Genomic DNA, 18711 nt, shown 5'->3' with positions numbered 1-18711 from the left:
CCGTAGCCCGGATGAAGCGCAGCGCAATCCGGGATCCCGCACGCTCACAGCGCCGCCAGCCGCTCGATCGCGCGCTGCAGCGTCTCGTCCTTCTTCGCGAAGCAGAAGCGCGCCAGCTTCTGCTCGAAGCCGCCCGCATAGAACACCGACACCGGGATCGCCGCGACGCCGACCTCGCGCGTCAGCCAGCGGCAGAAACCTTCTTCCGGCAGGTCGCTGACCGCCGAGTAGTCGACGCTCTGGAAGTAGCTGCCGGCGCTCGGCAGCAGCTGCAGCCGGCTCGCCGCCAGCCCGGCGCGGAACAGGTCGCGCTTGCGCTGGTAGAAGGCCGGCAGCTCCAGGTAGGGCGCCGGATCGGCCATGTAGTCGGCCAGCCCGTGCTGCACCGGTGTGTTGACGGTGAAGACGTTGAACTGGTGCACCTTGCGGAACTCGGCCGTCAGCGCCGCCGGCGCGGCCACGTAGCCGACCTTCCAGCCGGTCACGTGGTAGGTCTTGCCGAAGCTCGAGACGATGAAACTGCGCGCCACCAGTTCGGGGTGCCGGGCCACGCTTTCGTGCTGCGCGCCGTCGAACACCATGTGCTCGTAGACCTCGTCGGCGATCACGAACACGTCGGTCGGGCGCAGCAGCTCGGCCAGCTGCTGCATCTCGGCGGCGCTCCAGACGGTGGCGCTCGGGTTGTGCGGCGTGTTGATGATGATGGCGCGGGTGCGCGGCGACAGCGCCGCGCGGATGCGCTCGAAATCCGGCCGGAACGTCCTCGGCATCAACGGCACGTGCACCGCGGTGCCGCCGGCCAGCGTGATGTTGGGCTCGTAGCTGTCGTAGCAGGGGTCGAGCACGATCACCTCGTCGCCCGGGTGCACGATGGCCAGGACCGCGGTGATGATGGCCTGCGTGGCGCCGGCGGTGATCGTGATCTCGTGGGCCGGGTCGTAGGCGTGGCCGTACAGGGTCGCGATCTTCGCCGCCACCGCTTCGCGCAGCGGCAGCACGCCGGCCATCGGCGGGTACTGGTTCAGGCCGCGGTGCATCGCGCCGGTCACGGCGTCGAGCAGCTTCGGGTCGCAGTCGAAGTCGGGGAAGCCCTGGCCCAGGTTGACCGCATCGTGCTGCTGGGCCAGCGCCGACATCACGGTGAAGATGGTGGTGCCCACCTGGGGCAGGCGGCTCTCGATCGGAGGAGTTCGCATGGTCAAGGCTGGTGGTAGGGGTCGGAGCTGGCAGGTCAGAGCTGGTAGTCGTGGCCGTGGCCGGCAGGGTCGCCACCCATCGCGCGCGTGATCAAGGGGCGGTTGAGCCGGTCGGACAGCATCTCGGCGAAGGCGTAGACGAAGTTTCGCAAATAGGCGCCGCGCTTGAACGCGACGCGGGTCAGGTTCTGGCCGAACAGGTGGCCGGCCGGGCGCGACACCAGGTCGCCGTTCGGCGGGTCGTCGCGCACCGCGATCTCGGCCAGCACGCCGACGCCCATGCCCAGGCGCACGTAGGTCTTGATCACGTCGGCATCGATCGCCTCGAGCACGATGTTGGGCTTGAGCTTGCGCGCCGCAAAGGCCTGGTCGACGCGCGTGCGGCCGCTGAACGACGGGTGGTACGACACCAGCGGCTGCTGGGCCAGGTCTTCGAGCGTGATGCGCTCCAGCTGGGCCAGCGGGTGGCCGGCCGGCATCACGATGGCATGCTGCCATTCGTAGCAGGGCAGCGTGACGAGCTCTTCGTGGTCGGAGAGGGCCTCGGTGGCGATGCCGATGTCGGCCACCTCCTCGATCACCATCTGCGCCACCTGGGCCGGCGCGCCCTGGTGCAGGCTGATGTTGACCTTGGGGAAGCGCTTGCGCAGCTGGGCCACCGGCTCGGGCAGGAAGTAGCGCGCCTGGGTGTGCGTGGTGGCGATCGACAGCGTGCCGGCGTCCTGCTTCGAGAACTCCTCGCCGATGCGCTTCAGGTTGCCGACCTCGCGCATGATCACCTCGATCGACTTCAGCACCTCGGCGCCGGGCTCGGTGATGCGGCGCAGCCGCTTGCCGTGGCGCGCGAAGATGTCGACGCCGAGCTCGTCCTCGAGTTCGAGGATGGCCTTGGAGATGCCGGGCTGCGAGGTGAACAGCGCTTTGGCGGTCTCGGTCAGGTTCAGGTTGCGGCGAACCGCCTCCTGGACGAACCGGAACTGGTGCAGGTTCATATTCCGATGCAATCTGTGGATTGCCCGGATTAAATCACTTCGTGTCTGTGGATGCGTCGAGCAGGGCGCCGGCGGCGCGGGCCATCGCGGCGATGACGGGGTCGAGTTCGCCGACGGCGGGGTGCAGTTGCCAGCTGACGCGGGGGTGGGCGCCGGCCAGTTCGGCCAGCAGCTCGGGCAGGTCCTTGCGCACGTGGCCGCCGGCACCGAGGAACAGGGGGAGCACGTCGACCCGGGTGCAGCCCTGTCCGGCCAGGCGTCGGCCGGCGCTGCGCACGTCGGGTTCCATGAACTCGAGGAAGGCCAGCATCACCGGCACGCCGGGATGCGCGGCCCGAACGCGCGCGGCGACGTCCTCGAACGGCAGCGCCCAGTTCGGATCCCGCGCGCCGTGGGCGAACAGCAGCAGGCCGCGGCTCATCGGTAGCGGACCAGCCAGCTGAAGGCGGCCAGCGACAGCATCAGGTAGATCGCGCTCGGGGTCGCCGCGACGATCCACGGCGTCCAGTTCTGCAGCAGCCCCAGGTGTGCCGCGACGTTGTTCAGCAGCACGAAGCTGATGCCGAGCATGATGCCGCCGAACACCTTCAGGCTCACGCCGCCGGCGCGCGCGTGCAGGTAGGCGAAGGGCAGGGCCAGCGCCACCATCACCAGGCAGGCCAGCGGGTACAGTGCGCGCTTCCAGAACTGGATCTCGTGCCGCTGCGCCGCCTGTTCGTTGTCGGACAGGTGGGTGATGTAGCGGAACAGCTCCAGCGTCGACATCGAGCCTTCGGGCAGCACGGCCGCCGCCACCACATTGGCCGGCAGCGAGCTCGCCCATTCGTAGGCCGGCATCTGCTGCGAGATCACCAAGCCGCCGCTGGCCGCATCGCGCCAGTCGGTCAGGTTGACCTCCTGCAGCGACCAGCTGTCGTTGCTGTTGACGTGCCCGCGCGCCGCGCTGATGCGGCGCAGCAGCCGGCCGTTGCCGTCGGATTCGAAGATGCGGATGTTCAGCAGCACGCCGCCGGCGGCCGCGCTGCCGACATTGACCGAGTACGAGCGCTCGCCCTCGGGCGTCACGCGGTGGTCCTTCAGCCAGGCGCCGGTGATGCCGAGGCTGAAGCCGCCCTTGTAGCGCGCCTGCAGCTGCGCTGCGCCGCGTTCGCTGAGCGGGGCCAGGTAGTCGCCGACCACGAAGGTCAGCACGCCGAAGGCCATGCCCAGCCCGGTGAGGAGGAACAGCGCGCGCCCCGGGCCCAGCCCGCCGGTGCGCAGCACGGTGAACTCGGACGACTGCGCCAGGCGCGACAGCGCGTAGATGGTGCCGATCAGCACCGCGATCGGCGACAGCTCGTACAGGTGGCCCGGCAGCTCGAGCAGCGAGTACACCGCGGCGTGCAGCGCGGTCCAGGTCTTGCCGATGTCGGCCAGCTCGTCGACGAAGTCGATGAAGAAGAACAGCGACAGGAAGGCGACGGCGACGAAGGCGACCGACGACACGATATCGGCATAGAGCAGGCGACGAACGGTTTTCATCCGGTGGTCTTCACTTCTTGCAGGCCTGTTCGACGCGCTGCTTCAGGCGGCCGCCCGATCCACCGTTGCCGCCGCCGCGGTGCAGCATCGTCCAGTGCGTGCCGTTGTCGCGCCACCAGAGCAGGGCCAGCGCGGCCATCAGGGCGCCGCCGTGCATCAGCACCAGCACGGTGCCCATGCCCATCTTGCCGCCGGCCACCCAGGCCTGCGACAGGTTGATCAGGTTGTAGTAGACGACGAAGCTGAGCAGCGCGAACAGCAGGTTCCAGTTGCTGGCGCGCCGCGGCTGCGTGGCCGACAGCCCGATCGCCAGCAGCAGCAGGTTGGCGGCGCCGAGCGACAGGCCGAGGCGCCAGGTCAGTTCGCCCTGCGCGGCCGGCGTGGGCTCGAGCAGCAGCTCGATGGTGGGCCGGGCCTTCGGCGGCGGTGCGGTGGCGCTGCTCAGCACGCGTTCGCCGGCCTGCACCTTGTAGGTCTGGAAGCTCGCCAGGCTCTTTTCGCCGCTGCGCAGGTTCTGCTCGTTCTGCTGGCCGCTGTCGAGCACCAGGAAGCGGTCGTCGTCGGTGTTCTCGATGTGGCCGCTGCGCGCCGACGTGACCGATTCCTTGCCGGGTTGCGCGGTCAGGATGAAGACGTTGCGGCCGGTGCGGCCGTCCTCGCTGTCACGCTCGATGAAGAAGGTGCGCGAGCCGTCGCGCGACGACTGGAACTGGCCGGGCGTCACGCGCGACAGGTCGGAGCGGCGCTCGAAGCGCTCGCGCAGCTCGGCGCTGCGCGCGTTCATCCACGGCCACACGAACAGCGCCAGCAGCGCCACCACCAGCAGCACCGGCCAGCTCACGCGCAGCACCGGCCGCACGAAGCGCGACAGCCCGACGCCGCTGGCGAACCAGATCGCCATCTCGCTGTCGCGGTACATGCGCGTCAGCGTGGAGACGGTGGCGATGAACAGCGACAGGCTCAGCATCGTCGGCAGCTGCGCCAGCGCGACGAAGCCCAGCAGCAGCACCACGTCCTGCGGCGCGACGCGCCCGAGGGCGGCCTGCCCGAGGGTGCGGATCAGCATCATCGTCAGCACGATGGTGAGGATCACCACCAGCGTGGCGCCGAATGTGCGCGCGAGGTCTCGCCTCAGGGAGGAATCGAATAACATCGTTGGATTCTGGACTGGAAGGCATTATGGACTTTCGACATCAGGTTTCGTCCCCCGGCAATCTCTCGTCGCTGCAAGCCGATGCCTTGCTGGTGGTGGTCGGCAGCACGATCGACGGCGCGCTCGACGCGAAGCTCGCGGCACCGATCAACGAAGCCATCGCGCAGGGCGACTTCGCGCTGAAGGCCGGCCGTGCGCTGTACCTGCACCGGGTGGCCGGCGTGAAGGCGCCCCGTGTCGTCGTCGCCTGCGCCGCGTCGGGCACCGGCAAGGCCTTCAAGGCCGCGGTCGCCAACGGCCTGTCGCAGCTGAAGGGCCTGGGTGCTAAGCACGTCGCGGTCGCGCTGGGCGCGGTCGGCGAACTGGGCGAGCAGCATGCCGAGGCGCTGGTCGCTGCTGCGGGCGACGTCACCTACGTCTACCGCCACACCAAGCCGAGCGCGCCCGCCGCGCCGGTGATCGCCAAGGTCACGCTGGTCTGCGACAAGGCGCAGGCCAAGGCCGTGCAGGCCGGGCTGGCCCGCGGCCAGGCGGTGACCGCCGGCGTTACGCTGGCGCGCGAATGCGCCAACCGGCCCGGCAACCACTGCACGCCCACCTTCCTGGCCGAGCAGGCGAAGAAGCTGGGCAAGGATTTCGGCCTGAAGGTCGAGGTGCTGGACCGCAAGGCGGTCGAGAAACTCGGCATGGGCTCGTTCCTCGCGGTGGCCCAGGGCTCCGACGAGCCGCTGCGTTTCATCGTCGCGCGCTACGAGGGGGCGGCCAAGACGCAGGCGCCGGTGGTGCTGGTCGGCAAGGGCATCACCTTCGACACCGGCGGCATCTCGATCAAGCCGGCCGCCGAGATGGACGAGATGAAGTTCGACATGGGCGGCGCCGCGAGCGTGCTGGGCACGCTGCGCGCGGTGGCCGAGCTGAAGCCGAAGCTGAACCTGGTCGGCATCATCCCGGCCTGCGAGAACATGCCCAGCGGCAGCGCGGTGAAGCCGGGCGACGTCGTCACCAGCCTGTCGGGGCAGACGATCGAGATCCTGAACACCGACGCCGAAGGGCGGCTGATCCTGTGCGATGCGCTCACCTACGCCGAGCGCTTCAAGCCCGCGGTGGTGGTCGACATCGCGACGCTGACCGGCGCCTGCGTGATCGCGCTCGGGCACCACAACTCGGGCCTCTTCACTGCCGACGACGTGCTGGCCGGCGAGCTGCTGGCGGCTGGCCAGGGCGCGCTCGACCCGGCCTGGCGCATGCCGCTGGAAGAGGAGTACGACGAGGCGCTGAAGAGCAATTTCGCCGACATGGGCAACGTGGGCCCGCGCGCCGGCGGTGCGATCACGGCGGCGATGTTCCTGCGCCGCTTCACGGCCAAGTACCGCTGGGCGCACCTCGACATCGCCGGCACGGCCTGGAAGTCGGGCGCCGCCAAGGGTGCGACCGGCCGTCCGGTGCCGCTGCTGACCCACTTCGTGCTGTCGCAGGCGAAGTAACCACCCCGAGCGATGCCGCAATCCGCTCCACGTTGCCCCATCCAGCAACTCCCCAGGATCCGGCTCCGCCGGGCCGAGGGGAGGCGCCCCTCGGGGGCAGGAGCGAAGCGACTGGGGGGCCGTACATGACCGAGGTCAGCTTCCACTTCAACGTGCCCGATCGGCTGGGCTATGCGTGCAGGTTGCTGCGCAAGGCGACTCGCCGCGGTGCACGGGTGGTGGTGGCAGGCCCCGCCGCGGTGCTCGGGCGCCTCGACAAGCAGCTGTGGGTGTTCGAGCCGACCGACTTCGTGCCCCATGTGCATGCACGCGCCGGCCAGCCGWTGGCGCCACGCCTGGCGCACACGCCGGTGTGGCTGGTCGACCGGCTGGCCGACGCGCCGCACCACGAGATCCTGCTGAACCTGGGCGATGAGCTGGCCGAGGGCTTCGAGAGCTTCACCCGCGTGATCGAGCTGGTCTCGCGCGACGGCGAAGACCGCCAGGCCGGCCGTGCGCGCTGGAAGCACTACGCCGACCGCGGCTACCCGATCATCAAGCACGACGTGGCGCAGGAGGCTGGGTGAGCACGCCGCCACGCCAGCAGCCGCCGCACCGGCTCCCGGTGCTGACGGAGGTCGTGCCCACCGAACGCGACGCGGGTATTCCGGTGGGCGAGGTCGCCGATGCAGCGCCATCGTTTGCGCCAACGGCACCGGCTGCCCTGCCACCGCCGCCGCCTGTCTCGCACGTCGCGAGGCCGGCCGCCGCCGCGACGATGCCGCGGTCGGCGCCGCCGGCGGCGCCCGTTGCTGCGCCGATCAACGAAGAACTGGTGGTGCAGCGCGTGCTGATGGACGTGCAGCGCCAGCTCGACCTGGTCTTCGAATACCGCCTGCGCGAGATGCTGGCGCCGACGTTGGCACGCATCGCCGATTCATTGATACGCGACACGCGCAACGAGCTCGCGACCACGCTGCGCGAGATCGTCAGCCGTGCGGTCGCGCAAGAGCTTCAACGCCAGCGAGGTCGTTGAGGCCGATCAAGCAACGCCCCGGTGAACCGGCTTTGCCGGGCACCTGGGGTGGCGCCCCTTGGGGGCAGGAGCGAAGCGACTGGGGGGCCCTGGTATTCCCTATCAACGCGGCCCGGAACTTGCTCGTTCATGGGTCATGTCTTCAGCGAGCCCAACCCCGTCCCACTGAGGACATCGCACAACGTGCCCCGAGGATTCCCGCAATGGACGCGGATTTTTTTCGGGTAACGTTGCGCCCGCTGAGGCTGACTACTCCTCACCCGTCATCTCTTTTCAAACCCCGGAGGTTTTTGCATGCAATACAAGCTCAATGTCCTGGCCGTCGCCGCCGCGACCCTGTTCGCCGGTGCGGTGTCCGCCCAGGAAGTCGTGAAGATCGGCCACGTTGCCCCGACCAGCGGCGGCATCGCCCACCTGGGCAAGGACAACGAGAACGGCGCACGCATGGCCATCGACGAGCTGAACGCCAAGGGCGTGACGATCGGCGGCAAGAAGGTCAAGCTCGAGCTGCAGGCCGAAGACGATGCCGGCGATCCGAAGCAAGGCACGGCCGTCGCCCAGAAGCTGGTCGACTCCAAGGTCAATGGCGTGGTCGGCCACCTGAACTCGGGCACCTCGATTCCCGCGTCCAAGGTCTACAGCGACGCCGGCATTCCGCAGATCAGCCCGTCGGCGACCAACCCCAAGTTCACCCGCAACGGCTACAAGACCACCTTCCRCGTGGTGGCTGACGACGTGCACCTGGGCGGCACGCTGGGCCGCTATGCCGTCAAGGAACTGAAGGGCAAGTCGATCGCCGTCATCGACGACCGCACCGCCTACGGCCAGGGCGTGGCCGACGAGTTCGAGAAGGGCGTGAAGGGCGCGGGCGGCAGCACCGTGTCGCACCAGTTCACGACCGACAAGGCGACCGACTTCACCGCCATCCTGACCCAGATCAAGTCGAAGAACCCGGACGTCGTGTTCTACGGCGGCATGGACGCCGTGGCCGGCCCGATGATCCGCCAGATGAAGCAGCTGGGCATCAACGCCAAGTTCATGGGCGGCGACGGCATCTGCTCGGGCGAGCTGCCGAAGCTGGCTGCTGGCGCGATGGCCGACGGTCAGGTGGTGTGCGCGGAAGCCGGTGGTGTCGAAGGCACGCAGAAGGTCGGCATGGACAAGTTCCGCGAAGACTTCAAGAAGAAGTTCGGCGCCGACGTGCAGATCTACGCCCCGTACGTGTATGACGCCGTCAACGTGATGGTCGCCGCGATGGTCAAGGCCGGTTCGTCCGACCCGGCCAAGTACCTGCCGGTGCTGGCCAAGACCGAAGGCTACAAGGGCGTGACGGGCACCATCTCGTTCGACGAGAAGGGCGACATCAAGAACGGCGCGCTGACGCTCTTCACCTACAAGGGTGAGAAGCGCGAGCAGATCGCCGTGGTGCGCTGAGCCAGGTTCTGTTCTGCGCTTGATGAAAGGCCGCCTTCGGGCGGCCTTTTTCATTCCGGGCCTCAAGCCTCGCTGCGCTCCGCCGGCGCGGGCCTGTCCTTCTGCCCGGCCTGCAGCACCTGCGGAATCCGCAGCAGCCCGATCAGCGTCGCGAAGGTCACGTCCGACACCATGCTGATGCCCGCCTTCGTCAGCAGCGTCGATGGCACCAGGCACTTGTCGGCGCCCGGCACCGCCGCGGTGATCGTCGACAGCAGCCCCTGGCGTTGCTCCGGCGGCAGCGCCACCAGGCACTGGTCGACCAGGTTGTTGAGCAGCAGGCTGCTGATGAAGACCGCCGGCCGCGCCGAGCCCATGCGCAGCAGTTTGTCCATCGCCTGTTGCGCGGTCGGCAGGCCGGCCTCCAGCCGCACCTTGAACGGCTTGCCCTGCAGCATCGCGTGCAACGCCATGTCGACCACGTCGTCCACCGTCTCGCCGGCGGTGTTGATGCCGGCGCGCACCACGTCCTTGCCGGCCCGCTCGCCGATCCGGCCCGCCGCCGACGCACCCGACGGTGAGCCGTACACCGTCATGCCGCGGTTCACCGCCAGCTGGTTCGGCACGTACAGCGCGCCGGTCAGCCCGACCGCGGCCAGGTGCTGGCCGTCGCTGTCGTCCGGCAGGCGCAGGCTGGCCTGCACCGCATCGCGGATCGCGCAGTAGATGACGGTCGAGACGCACTGCGCGGCGTTGTCCGCGGTCGTTCCGGCCGTCGCCGCCAGCGCCACCGCCGAGATGCCCAGCGCCAGGTTCATGCCGCGCCCGGCCCACGAGCGCGCGGTGCCGGTACCGTCATGGTGGTCGGCATAGGCACCGACCAGGTTCAGCAGCATCGGCACCGCGATCACCGTCATCGCGAGCGCCGTCTGCGCCTGCGGCGACAGGTGCTTGTCGAAGCCGGCCTTGAAGACCGCGGTCATCAGCTGCCGCACTTCGGTCGTCAGGCCCACGCTGATCAGGTTGCGCGCCGCGATGTTGGCCACGCTGTTCAGCGCCTGGCCGGTCGCCGACGTGGCCTCGTTGTTGGCGACGAAGCGCATGCCCTTCATCACGTCGTCGCCGATGCGGGCGATCAGCTTGCGCTGTGGCGCCTGGGCCGGGTCGTCCAGCACGTCGAACAGCTCCATCGACGCGTGCGCGATGGACGCAGGGTCGGCCGGTGCGAGAGGCGCCAGCGGCTGCAGCGAGGCGCTGGTGCGTGGGCGCTGCGCCGCCGAGGTCTCGGGGTTCGAGCGCGTGCGACGCAGCGGGCCCAGGTCGGCATGGCCCGTGGCCAGCGCGCTGTTCGGGCGCGCCGGCGTGGGTGTGACGCGGCTGGGCGGCAGCGGCAGGGGCGTGCTGGAAACGGGGGGTGATGTGCGTGGCGAGCTGGGGAGCGATGGAAGCGGCATGAGAGACCTCGGCTGGATTGCGGGAAGGGCAATTCCGTTGCCGGTCGCGGGGAGGCGATCGGCAGCGAGGCGGTCACGAGAACGGGGTGTGGCCCCATGATCGGCGTCGCCGGCCGGGCGGCAGCGCCGCCGCGCGCAGTGCTGTCGCGCGATCCGAAGCCTCAGTGCGCCGGCGGCAGGCCATCCCGGCCATACAGCCGGCACAGCAGCGCCAGCTCCTGCGCATGCGCCGGCTTCACCTGGTCCCAGCTGAAACGCCACTCCCAGTAGCCCGAGGGCTTGCCGGGGAAGTTCATGCGGTCGGCGCCGGCCAGGCGCAGCACGTCCTGCATCGGGTGCACCGCGGTATCGGCCACCGATGCGCAGGCGCTGCGGATCAGGTCCCAGGCGATGTCCTCGCCGTTGGTCGGCAGGTAGGCCATAGCGTGCTCGCGCTCGGCCGGCGTCGCGCTGGCCCACCAGCCGACGCTGGTGTCGTTGTCGTGCGTGCCGGCGTAGACCACGGTGTCGGGCTGGTGGTTGTGCGGCAGGAAAGGGTTGCGGCTGTCGCCGCCGAACGCGAAGTGCAGGATCCGCATGCCGGGCAGCGAGAACCTGTGGCGCAGCGCCTCGACGTCGGGCGTCACGACGCCCAGGTCCTCGGCAATGATGGGCAGCGTGCCCAGCGCATTGGCGATCGCGTCGAACAGCGCCTCGCCCGGGCCGGGCCGCCAGTGCCCCTTGACGGCGGTCTCCTCGCTGGCCGGGATCTCCCAGTAGCTCGCGAAGCCGCGGAAATGGTCGATGCGCACGATGTCGACCAGCTCGAAGGTGCGGCGGATGCGCTCGACCCACCACGCATAGCCTTCGGCCGCATGCGCGCTCCAGCGGTACAGCGGGTTGCCCCAGCGCTGGCCGGTGGCGCTGAAGAAATCGGGCGGCACGCCGGCCACCACCGTCGGCCGGCCCTGCGCGTCGAGCTCGAACAGGTCTTGCCGCGCCCACACCTCGGCGCTCTGGTAGGCGATGAAGATCGGCGCGTCGCCGATCACCTGCACGCCGCGGCTGTTGGCATAGTCCTTCAGCCGCTCCCACTGCTTGAAGAAACGCCACTGGCAGAACTTCCAGAACGCGATGCGCCCGGCATGCTGCGTGCGGGCCGCCGCCAGCGCGGCCGGTTCGCGCCGCGCCAGCCCGGGGGCCCAGTCGCACCAGGGCTGCCAGTCGTGGTGGTCGGCCAGCGCCATGAAGAGCGCGTAGTCGTCGATCCAGCTGGCGTGCTGCTCGCAGAAGGCCGCCAGCTCGGCGGCCTGCTGCGGCGTGGTCGTCGCGGCGAAGCGCTGCGCGGCGCGGGCCAGGCGGTCCATGCGGAAGGGATGGACGGCGGCGAAGTTCAGGCGGTGCGCCTCGATGCCTTCGGGCGGCGCCAGCTCGTAGGGGCTGAGCCAGCCTTCGCGCCCCAGCTCTTCCAGGTCGATCAGCAGCACGTTGCCCGCGAAGGCCGAGCTGCTCATGTACGGCGAGTTGCCGGGCCCGATGCCGCCCAGCGGCAGCATCTGCCACAGGCGCTGCTTTGCCGCCACCAGCCAGTCGACGAAGTGACAGGCCGACGGCCCGAAGTCGCCGCTGCCGTGCGGGCCGGGCAGCGAGGTGGGGTGCAGCAGCACGCCGCTCGCACGGGGGAATCTCATGGTCGCGGGCCCTCGGGTCTCGGAGACGATTCCAGCACCAGCAGCACCAGGCTGTGGGCCGCCAGCGCCAGCAGAGTTTGCACCATCGGCTGCTGCGACGTCAGCGCCGCCGTGTCCAGCAGCACGCGCCACGTGCCCGCCGGCAGCGCGAACGGCGCGTCGACGTCGCCGCCGTTCATCAGCAGCAGCAGCGGCTGCGCCGAGCGCCCCGGTGCGCCGATGCACGCGCCCAGCACGCGCTGCGCCGGGTCGTTCCAGGCGTCGCCTTCGAGCGGCGTGCCATCGGCCTGCAGCCACGCCAGGTCGGCCCGGCCGTGCGCATCGGGCAGGCCGCTGTACCAGCGGTCGGCCAGCGGCCGCAGCTCGCGGCGCAGCGCCAGCACGCGCTCGGTGAAGGCGACCAGCGCGTCGTCCGTGTCGGTCCATGCGATCCAGCTGATCGCGTTGTCCTGGCAGTAGGCGTTGTTGTTGCCGCGCTGGCTGTGCCCCAGCTCGTCGCCGGCCGCCAGCATCGGCGTGCCCTGCGCCAGCAGCAGCGTGGCCAGCAGCACGCGCTGCAGCCGCCCGCGCAGGGCCAGCACGCCCGGGTCGTCGCTCGGCCCCTCGACGCCGGCATTCCAGCTGTGGTTGTGGTCGTGGCCGTCGCGGTTGCCTTCGCCGTTGGCCTCGTTGTGCTTGGCCTCGTAGCGCACCAGGTCGGCCAGCGTGAAGCCGTCGTGCGCGACGATGAAGTTGACCGATTCCGACGGCGCCCGTCCGCGCGGGTGGAACACGTCGGACGACGCGCACAGCCGCTGCGCGAGCTCGCCGCGCGTGCCCGGCCCGCGCAGCCAGAAGCTGCGCACGGTGTCGCGGAAGCGGTCGTTCCACTCGGCCCAGCCGACCGGGAACTGGCCCAGCTGGTAGCCGCCGATGCCGATGTCCCAGGGCTCGGCGATCAGCTTGACGGTCGACAGCAGCGGGTCCTGCGCGATGGCATGGAAGAAGGGCGCGTTGCGGTCGAAGCCGTGTTCGCCGCGGCCCTGCACCGGCGCCAGGTCGAAGCGGAAGCCGTCGACGTGCATCTCCGACACCCAGTAGCGCAGGCTGTCCGTCACCAGCTGCAGCACCCGCGGGTGGCGCAGGTCCAGCGTGTTGCCGGTGCCGGTGTCGTTGACGTACAGCGCGCGGTTGTCGGCCCGCAGCCGGTAGTAGGCCAGGTTGTCCAGCCCGCGGAAATGCAGCGTCGGCCCGTTCTCGTCGGTCTCGGCGCTGTGGTTGTAGACGACGTCGAGGATCACCTCGATGCCGGCCTGGTGCAGCCGCTTCACCATCTGCCGGAACTCGTCGCGCACCGCGGCGCCTCCTGCGGCCGACGCGAGCAGCGGATCGGGGCAGAAGAAGCCGACGGTGTTGTAGCCCCAGTAGTTGCGCAGGCCCATGCGCACCAGCCGTTCCTCGTCGAGCGCCTGGTGCACCGGCAGCAGGCTGACCGCCGTGACGCCCAGCCGCTGCAGGTGGGCGATCGCCGCATCGCTGGCCAGGCCCGCATAGGTGCCGCGCTGCGCCTCGGGCACGCCGGGGTGCAGCTTCGTGAAGCCCTTGACGTGCACCTCGTAGAGCACGGTGTCGGCCGCCGGCGTGAACGGGCGCACGTCGCCGCCCCAGTCGAAGCGGTCGTGCACCACGCGTGCCTTCAGTGCCTGCGGTCCGTTGTCGCGCAGGTCCATCTCGTGCGGGGCCTGCCGGTCCTGGCCGAAGTGCGGCGCGTTCCAGTCGAAGTGGCCGACGATCTCGCGCGCATACGGGTCGAGCAGCAGCTTGTACGGGTTGAAGCGGTAGCCGCGGTCGGGCCGCCACGAGCCGCGCGCGCGCAGCCCGTACACCAGCCCCGGCTGCGCACCGGGCAGGTAGCCGTGCCAGACGTATTGCGTGTGGCCGGGCAGCGCGGTGCGCGAACGCTGCTGCGTGCCGGCGTCGTCGAACAGGCACAGGTCGATGCCCTGCGCATGCTCGGAGAAGACCGCGAAGTTGATGCCGTAGCCGTCCCAGTGCGCGCCCAGCGGCCACGGGCGCCCCGGTTGCAGTTCCGTCATCCTTCGGTCCACTCGAGGAACACGGTGGCCAAGGGCGGCAGCGTCAGCAGCACCGACTGCTCGCGCCCGTGCCAGCGCACGCCCTCCGAGCGCGCCGCGCCGAGCGGCGTGCCCACGTTGCTGCCGCCATAGAACGCCGAATCGGTGTTGATGCGCTCGCGGTACTCGCCGGCCCGCGGCACGCCGATGCGAAAGCCGTGGTGCACGGTGGGCGTCAGGTTGACGACCACCATCACCATCGAGCGGCCGTCGCGCGCATGCCGCACGAAGCTGATCACCGAATGCGCCGCGTCCTGGTGGTCCAGCCATTCGAAGCCGGCCGGCACGAAATCCTGCTCGTACAGCGCGGGCGCCGCGCGGTAGAAGCGGTTCAGGTCGCGCACCAGGCGCTGCATGCCCCCGTGCAGGCCGTCGTCCAGCAGGTGCCAGTCGAGGCTGCGGTCGTGGTCCCACTCGCGCTCCTGCGCGAACTCGCCGCCCATGAACAGCAGCTTCTTGCCCGGGTGCCCGTACATGAAGCCAAAATAGGCGCGCAGGTTGGCGAACTTCTGCCAGCGGTCGCCCGGCATCTTGGCGAGCAGCGAGCCCTTGCCGTGCACCACCTCGTCGTGCGACAGCGGCAGCACGAAGTTCTCGTTGAAGGCGTACACCAGCCCGAAGGTCATCTCGTCGTGGTGGTGCCGGCGGTGGATCGGGTCGCGCGCCATGAACTTCAGCGTGTCGTGCATCCAGCCCATGTTCCACTTGTAGTGGAAGCCCAGCCCGCCGGCGAAGGTCGGCCGCGACACCGCCGGGAAGGCCGTCGATTCCTCGGCCAGCGTCACCGCCTGCGGCCGCTCGACACCCACCACCTCGTTCATGCGCTTCAGGAAGGCGATGGCCTCCAGGTTCTCGCGCCCGCCGTGCACGTTGGGAATCCACTCGCCGGGCTCGCGGCTGTAGTCGCGGTACAGCATCGACGCGACCGCATCGACGCGCAGCCCGTCGACGTCGAAACGCTCCAGCCAGTACAGCGCATTGCCGACCAGGAAGTTGCGCACCTCGGTGCGGCCCAGGTTGTAGATCAGCGTGTTCCAGTCGTTGTGGAAGCCCTCGCGCGGGTCGGCGTATTCGTACAGGTGGGTGCCGTCGAACTGCGCCAGCCCGTGCACGTCGCTCGGGAAATGCGCCGGCACCCAGTCGAGCAGCACGCCCAGCCCGGCCGAATGGCAGCGGTCGACGAAGCGGCGGAAGCCCGGCGCGTCGCCGAAGCGCGCGGTGGGCGAATACAGCCCCACCGGCTGGTAGCCCCACGAGCCGTCGAACGGGTGCTCGCTGACCGGCATCAGCTCCAGGTGGGTGAAGCCCATGTCCTGCGCATACGGCACCAGCGTGTCGCCCAGCTCGTCCCAGTCCAGCCAGCGGTCGCCTTCTTCGGGCTTGCGCCGCCACGAGCCCAGGTGCACCTCGTAGATGCTGACCGGCGCGTCGAGCGCGTTCGACTGCTGGCGCTGCGGCGATGGCGGGGCGAGCCGCGGCATGTGCGACACCACGCTGGCGGTGGCGGGCCGCAACTCGGACTGCAGCGCATACGGGTCGGCCTTCTGCGGCAGCACGTGGCCGTCGCGCGTGCGGATCTCGTACTTGTAGCGCGCGCCCTCGGCGATGCCGGGCAGGAAGATCTCCCAGACGCCGCATTCGCGGCGCAGGCGCATCGGGTGGATGCGGCCGTCCCAGTGGTTGAAGTCGCCGACCACGCTGACGCGCGACGCGTTCGGCGCCCACACCGCGAAGCTGGTGCCCGGCTCGCCATCGAGCGTGCGGGCCTGCGCGCCCAGGGTCTCGTAGGGCCGCAGGTGCGTGCCCTCGGCGAGCAGCCAGACGTCGAGCTCGCCCAGCACGGGCGGGAAGCGGTAGGGATCGTCGACCACCGACGTGGAGCCGTCGTTCCAGGTGAACTGCAGCCGGTAGCGGCCGGCCGCGTTGCCCAGCATGCCCTCGAACACGCCGTCCGGGTGCAGCTGGGTCAGGATGGCCAGCGGCTGGCCGCTGGCCGCATCGAGCGCCAGGGCCGCCTTCGCGCCCGGCTGGAAGCAGCGCAGCCAGCGCTGGCCAGTGGGGTCGGCATGCACGCCCAGCACCGAGAACGGGTCGCCGTGGCGGGCATGGCGGATGTGCTCGATCTCGGCGGGCGTCAGCATGGCAGGGCAGGACAGGGCGTCATGCCGCCGATCGTAGCGCCGACGTGGGCTTCAGCTCCGGGTCGATGTTCCAGATCTCGCGGGCGTACGCGCGGATCGTCCGGTCGGCCGAGAACGCGCCCATGCCGGCCACGTTGGCGATGGCGCGCGCGATCCAGGCCTCGCGGTGGCCGAACAGCGTGTCCACGCGCAACTGCGCCTGCACGTAGGCGTCGTAGTCGGCCAGCAGCAGGTAGTGGTCGCCGCCCCACAGCAGCGAATCGATCAGCGGGCGGTAGCGGTCGCGCTCGTCGGGCGAGAACAGGCCGCCGGAGATCGCGTCGAGCACCGTCTTCAGCACCGGGTTGCCTTCGTAGTGGCGCATCGGGTGGTAGCCCGAGGCCTTCAGCGCCTGCACCTCGGGCGTCTTGAGCCCGAAGATGAAGATGTTGTCGTCGCCCACGCTCTGTCGGATCTCGATGTTCGCGCCGTCGTCGGTGCCGATGGTCAGCGCGCCGTTCAGCGCCAGCTTCATGTTGCCGGTGCCCGAGGCCTCGGTGCCGGCGGTCGAGATCTGCTCCGACAGGTCGGCGCCGGGCATGATGACCTCGGCCACCGAGACGCCGTAGTTCGGGATGAACACCACGCGCAGCTTGCCGCCCACGCGCGGGTCGGCGTTGACCACCGTGCCGACGTCGTGGATGAGCCGGATGATCGACTTCGCGGTCTGGTACGACGAGGCCGCCTTGCCGGCGAAGATCACCGTGCGCGGCACCCAGTCGGCGTTCGGGTTGTCGACGATGGCCAGGTAGCGCGTGACGACGTGCAGCACGTTCAGCAACTGGCGCTTGTACTCGTGGATGCGCTTGACCTGCACGTCGAACAGGCTGCCCGGGTCGACGTGGATGCCCGTGTGGCGCAGGATGTGATCGGCCAGGCGCTTCTTGTTGTTCAGCTTGATGGCGGCGAACTTGCTGCGGAAGGCCTCGTTGCCGGCGTGTTCCTTCAGCTGGGCGAGCTGGTCCAGGTCGAGCCGCCAGCCGCGGCCGAGGGTCTGGTCGAGCAGGTGCGCGAGGCCCGGGTTGGCCTGCGCCAGCCAGCGCCGCGGCGTCACGCCGTTCGTCATGTTGGTGAAGCGCTCGGGGAACAGGCTCGCGAAGTCGGCGAAGATGGTCTTGGTGAGCAGGTCGGAGTGCAGCGCCGACACGCCGTTCACCTTGTGGCTGCCGACGATCGACAGGTTGGCCATGCGCACGCGGCGCTCGCCCGATTCGTCGATCAGCGACAGCCGGCGCAGGAAGCCGTCGTCGCCCGGCCGCTGCTTCGCGGCCATGTCGAGGAACTCCTGGTTGATGCGGAAGATGATCTCCAGGTGGCGCGGCAGCACCTGCTGCATCAGCGCCACCGCCCAGGTCTCCAGCGCCTCGGGCATCAGCGTGTGGTTGGTGTACGAGAAGGTCTTCTGCGTGATCTCCCAGGCTGCCGGCCAGGCCATCGCATGCTCGTCGCACAGCACGCGCATCAGCTCGGCCACGCCGATCGCCGGGTGGGTGTCGTTCAGGTGGATGGCGACCTTGTCGGCCAGGTTCTGCAGGGCGCCGTGCTCCTCGAGGTGGCGGCCGACGATGTCCTGGATGGACGCGCTGGTGAAGAAGTATTCCTGGCGCAGCCGCAGCTCGCGGCCGGCCGGCGTGCTGTCGTTCGGGTACAGCACCCACGAGATGTTCTCGTACTCGTTCTTCACGCTGGCGGCGCGCGCGTAGTCGCCGGTGTTGAAGGCGTGCAGGTCGATGTGGGCGGGCGCGGCGGCCTTCCACAGCCGCAGCGTGCTGACCTTCTGCGTGCCGTGGCCGGGGATCACCATGTCGTAGGCCTTGGCCTCGACGGCGCCGGCCGAGCGCCAGACGGGGTGGGTCTTGCCGTCGTGCGTGTGCTGCTCGACGTAGCCGCCGAAGCGCACCGGGTAGCTGGTGCCGGGCCGCGGGAACTCCCAGGGCGTGCCGTCGGCCAGCCACGGATCCGGGTGCTCGACCTGGCGGCCGTGCTGGATGCCTTGCGCGAACATGCCGTACTCGTAGCGGATTCCGTAGCCGAACGAGGGCAGGCCGAGCGTCGCCATCGAATCGAGGAAGCAGGCCGCGAGCCGCCCGAGGCCGCCGTTGCCGAGCGCCGCATCGGGCTCGTGCTCGGCCACGTCTTCCAGCGTCTGTGCATGCAGCGCGACCGCGGCGGCGGCCGGTTCGCGCAGGTCGAGCGCGGCCAGCGCGTTCGACAGCGTGCGGCCCATCAGGAACTCCATCGACAGGTAGTAGACGCGGCGCGCCTTGGCGGCGCGCTCGATGGCCTGGGTCTGGACCCAGCGTTCGGACAGCTGCTGGCGTGCCACCTGGGCCACGCCTTGCATCACGTCCACCGGGGTGGCGGCCGGCGGCGCGACGCCGACGGTCTTCAGGAGTTGTTCGTCGAGGCCGGCCTGCATCTGCTGGGTGGTCAAGGGGGTGGTCATTGCCGGGCGTCCTTTGCATGGGGTGAGGGCGTGCTGCAAGACGGGTGCCCACGCGTGCTGCCGCGCGCGGCAG

Annotated in this window: 14 protein-coding genes; 4 read left to right on the top strand and 10 right to left on the bottom strand. The window is 69.9% G+C overall.

Annotated features, from left to right (window positions below):
* Positions 1-44: 44 nt before the first annotated feature.
* From AC1DYN_RS04775 to lptF, 5 genes are read right to left on the bottom strand one after another with little or no spacing between them, the layout of a single operon-like run.
* Positions 45-1196, bottom strand: coding sequence for a pyridoxal phosphate-dependent aminotransferase (locus tag AC1DYN_RS04775; RefSeq protein WP_477957964.1), 1152 nt, complete (start codon positions 1194-1196; stop codon positions 45-47).
* 35 nt (positions 1197-1231) lie between these two features.
* Entirely contained in the window at positions 1232-2188 is a 957-nt protein-coding gene (locus AC1DYN_RS04770) for a CysB family HTH-type transcriptional regulator (protein WP_477957963.1), read from the bottom strand.
* 34 nt (positions 2189-2222) lie between these two features.
* A complete protein-coding gene (locus AC1DYN_RS04765) occupies positions 2223-2609 on the bottom strand; it encodes a sirohydrochlorin chelatase (RefSeq protein WP_477957962.1) in 387 nt (128 codons plus the stop codon).
* Complete coding sequence (gene lptG / locus AC1DYN_RS04760) at positions 2606-3709, bottom strand: LPS export ABC transporter permease LptG (RefSeq protein ID WP_477957961.1); 1104 nt, start codon at positions 3707-3709, stop codon at positions 2606-2608. Before lptG ends, AC1DYN_RS04765 begins: the two co-directional genes overlap by 4 nt.
* Positions 3710-3719: 10 nt before the next feature.
* Positions 3720-4862 carry an LPS export ABC transporter permease LptF gene (gene lptF, locus AC1DYN_RS04755; protein WP_477957960.1) on the bottom strand — a complete coding sequence of 381 codons (1143 nt, stop codon included), beginning with the start codon at positions 4860-4862 and terminating at the stop codon, positions 3720-3722.
* A gap of 26 nt (positions 4863-4888) precedes the next feature.
* Here lptF and AC1DYN_RS04750 point away from each other — a divergent pair, with 26 nt between their 5' ends.
* From AC1DYN_RS04750 to AC1DYN_RS04735, 4 genes are all read left to right on the top strand, one after another.
* On the top strand, positions 4889-6346 hold the full coding sequence (locus AC1DYN_RS04750) for a leucyl aminopeptidase (RefSeq protein WP_477957959.1): 1458 nt from the start codon (positions 4889-4891) through the stop codon (positions 6344-6346).
* A 125-nt stretch (positions 6347-6471) separates the two neighbouring features.
* Positions 6472-6912 (top strand): DNA polymerase III subunit chi, encoded by a 441-nt coding sequence (locus AC1DYN_RS04745; protein WP_477957958.1) that lies wholly within the window; start codon positions 6472-6474, stop codon positions 6910-6912.
* Positions 6909-7361, top strand: coding sequence for a hypothetical protein (locus AC1DYN_RS04740; protein WP_477957957.1), 453 nt, complete (start codon positions 6909-6911; stop codon positions 7359-7361). Before AC1DYN_RS04745 ends, AC1DYN_RS04740 begins: the two co-directional genes overlap by 4 nt.
* Positions 7362-7655: 294 nt before the next feature.
* Positions 7656-8795, top strand: coding sequence for a branched-chain amino acid ABC transporter substrate-binding protein (locus AC1DYN_RS04735; protein WP_477957956.1), 1140 nt, complete (start codon positions 7656-7658; stop codon positions 8793-8795).
* Between the two features lie 62 nt (positions 8796-8857).
* On the opposite strand, the gene AC1DYN_RS04730 is transcribed toward AC1DYN_RS04735, so the two are convergent.
* From AC1DYN_RS04730 to AC1DYN_RS04710, 5 genes are all read right to left on the bottom strand, one after another.
* The gene (locus AC1DYN_RS04730) at positions 8858-10228 is read right to left on the bottom strand and encodes a hypothetical protein (RefSeq protein ID WP_477957955.1); all 1371 of its coding nucleotides are present in this window, start codon (positions 10226-10228) and stop codon (positions 8858-8860) included.
* Positions 10229-10389: 161 nt separating this feature from the next.
* Positions 10390-11898 carry a 4-alpha-glucanotransferase gene (gene malQ / locus AC1DYN_RS04725; RefSeq protein ID WP_477957954.1) on the bottom strand — a complete coding sequence of 503 codons (1509 nt, stop codon included), beginning with the start codon at positions 11896-11898 and terminating at the stop codon, positions 10390-10392.
* Positions 11895-13973: a glycogen debranching protein GlgX gene (gene glgX, locus AC1DYN_RS04720; RefSeq protein ID WP_477957953.1), complete on the bottom strand. Its 2079-nt coding sequence runs from the start codon at positions 13971-13973 to the stop codon at positions 11895-11897. The genes malQ and glgX overlap by 4 nt, the downstream gene beginning before the upstream one ends.
* Positions 13970-16153: a 1,4-alpha-glucan branching protein GlgB gene (gene glgB / locus AC1DYN_RS04715; protein ID WP_477957952.1), complete on the bottom strand. Its 2184-nt coding sequence runs from the start codon at positions 16151-16153 to the stop codon at positions 13970-13972. Before glgB ends, glgX begins: the two co-directional genes overlap by 4 nt.
* 19 nt (positions 16154-16172) lie before the next feature.
* Positions 16173-18638: a glycogen/starch/alpha-glucan phosphorylase gene (locus tag AC1DYN_RS04710; protein ID WP_477957951.1), complete on the bottom strand. Its 2466-nt coding sequence runs from the start codon at positions 18636-18638 to the stop codon at positions 16173-16175.
* Positions 18639-18711: the final 73 nt, after the last annotated feature.

The sequence above is a fragment of the Rhizobacter sp. P2_D12 genome (genome assembly GCF_056404395.1).
The sequence above is the reverse complement of the archived record's forward strand: the minus strand, read 5'-3'. Positions and strand labels throughout refer to the sequence as shown.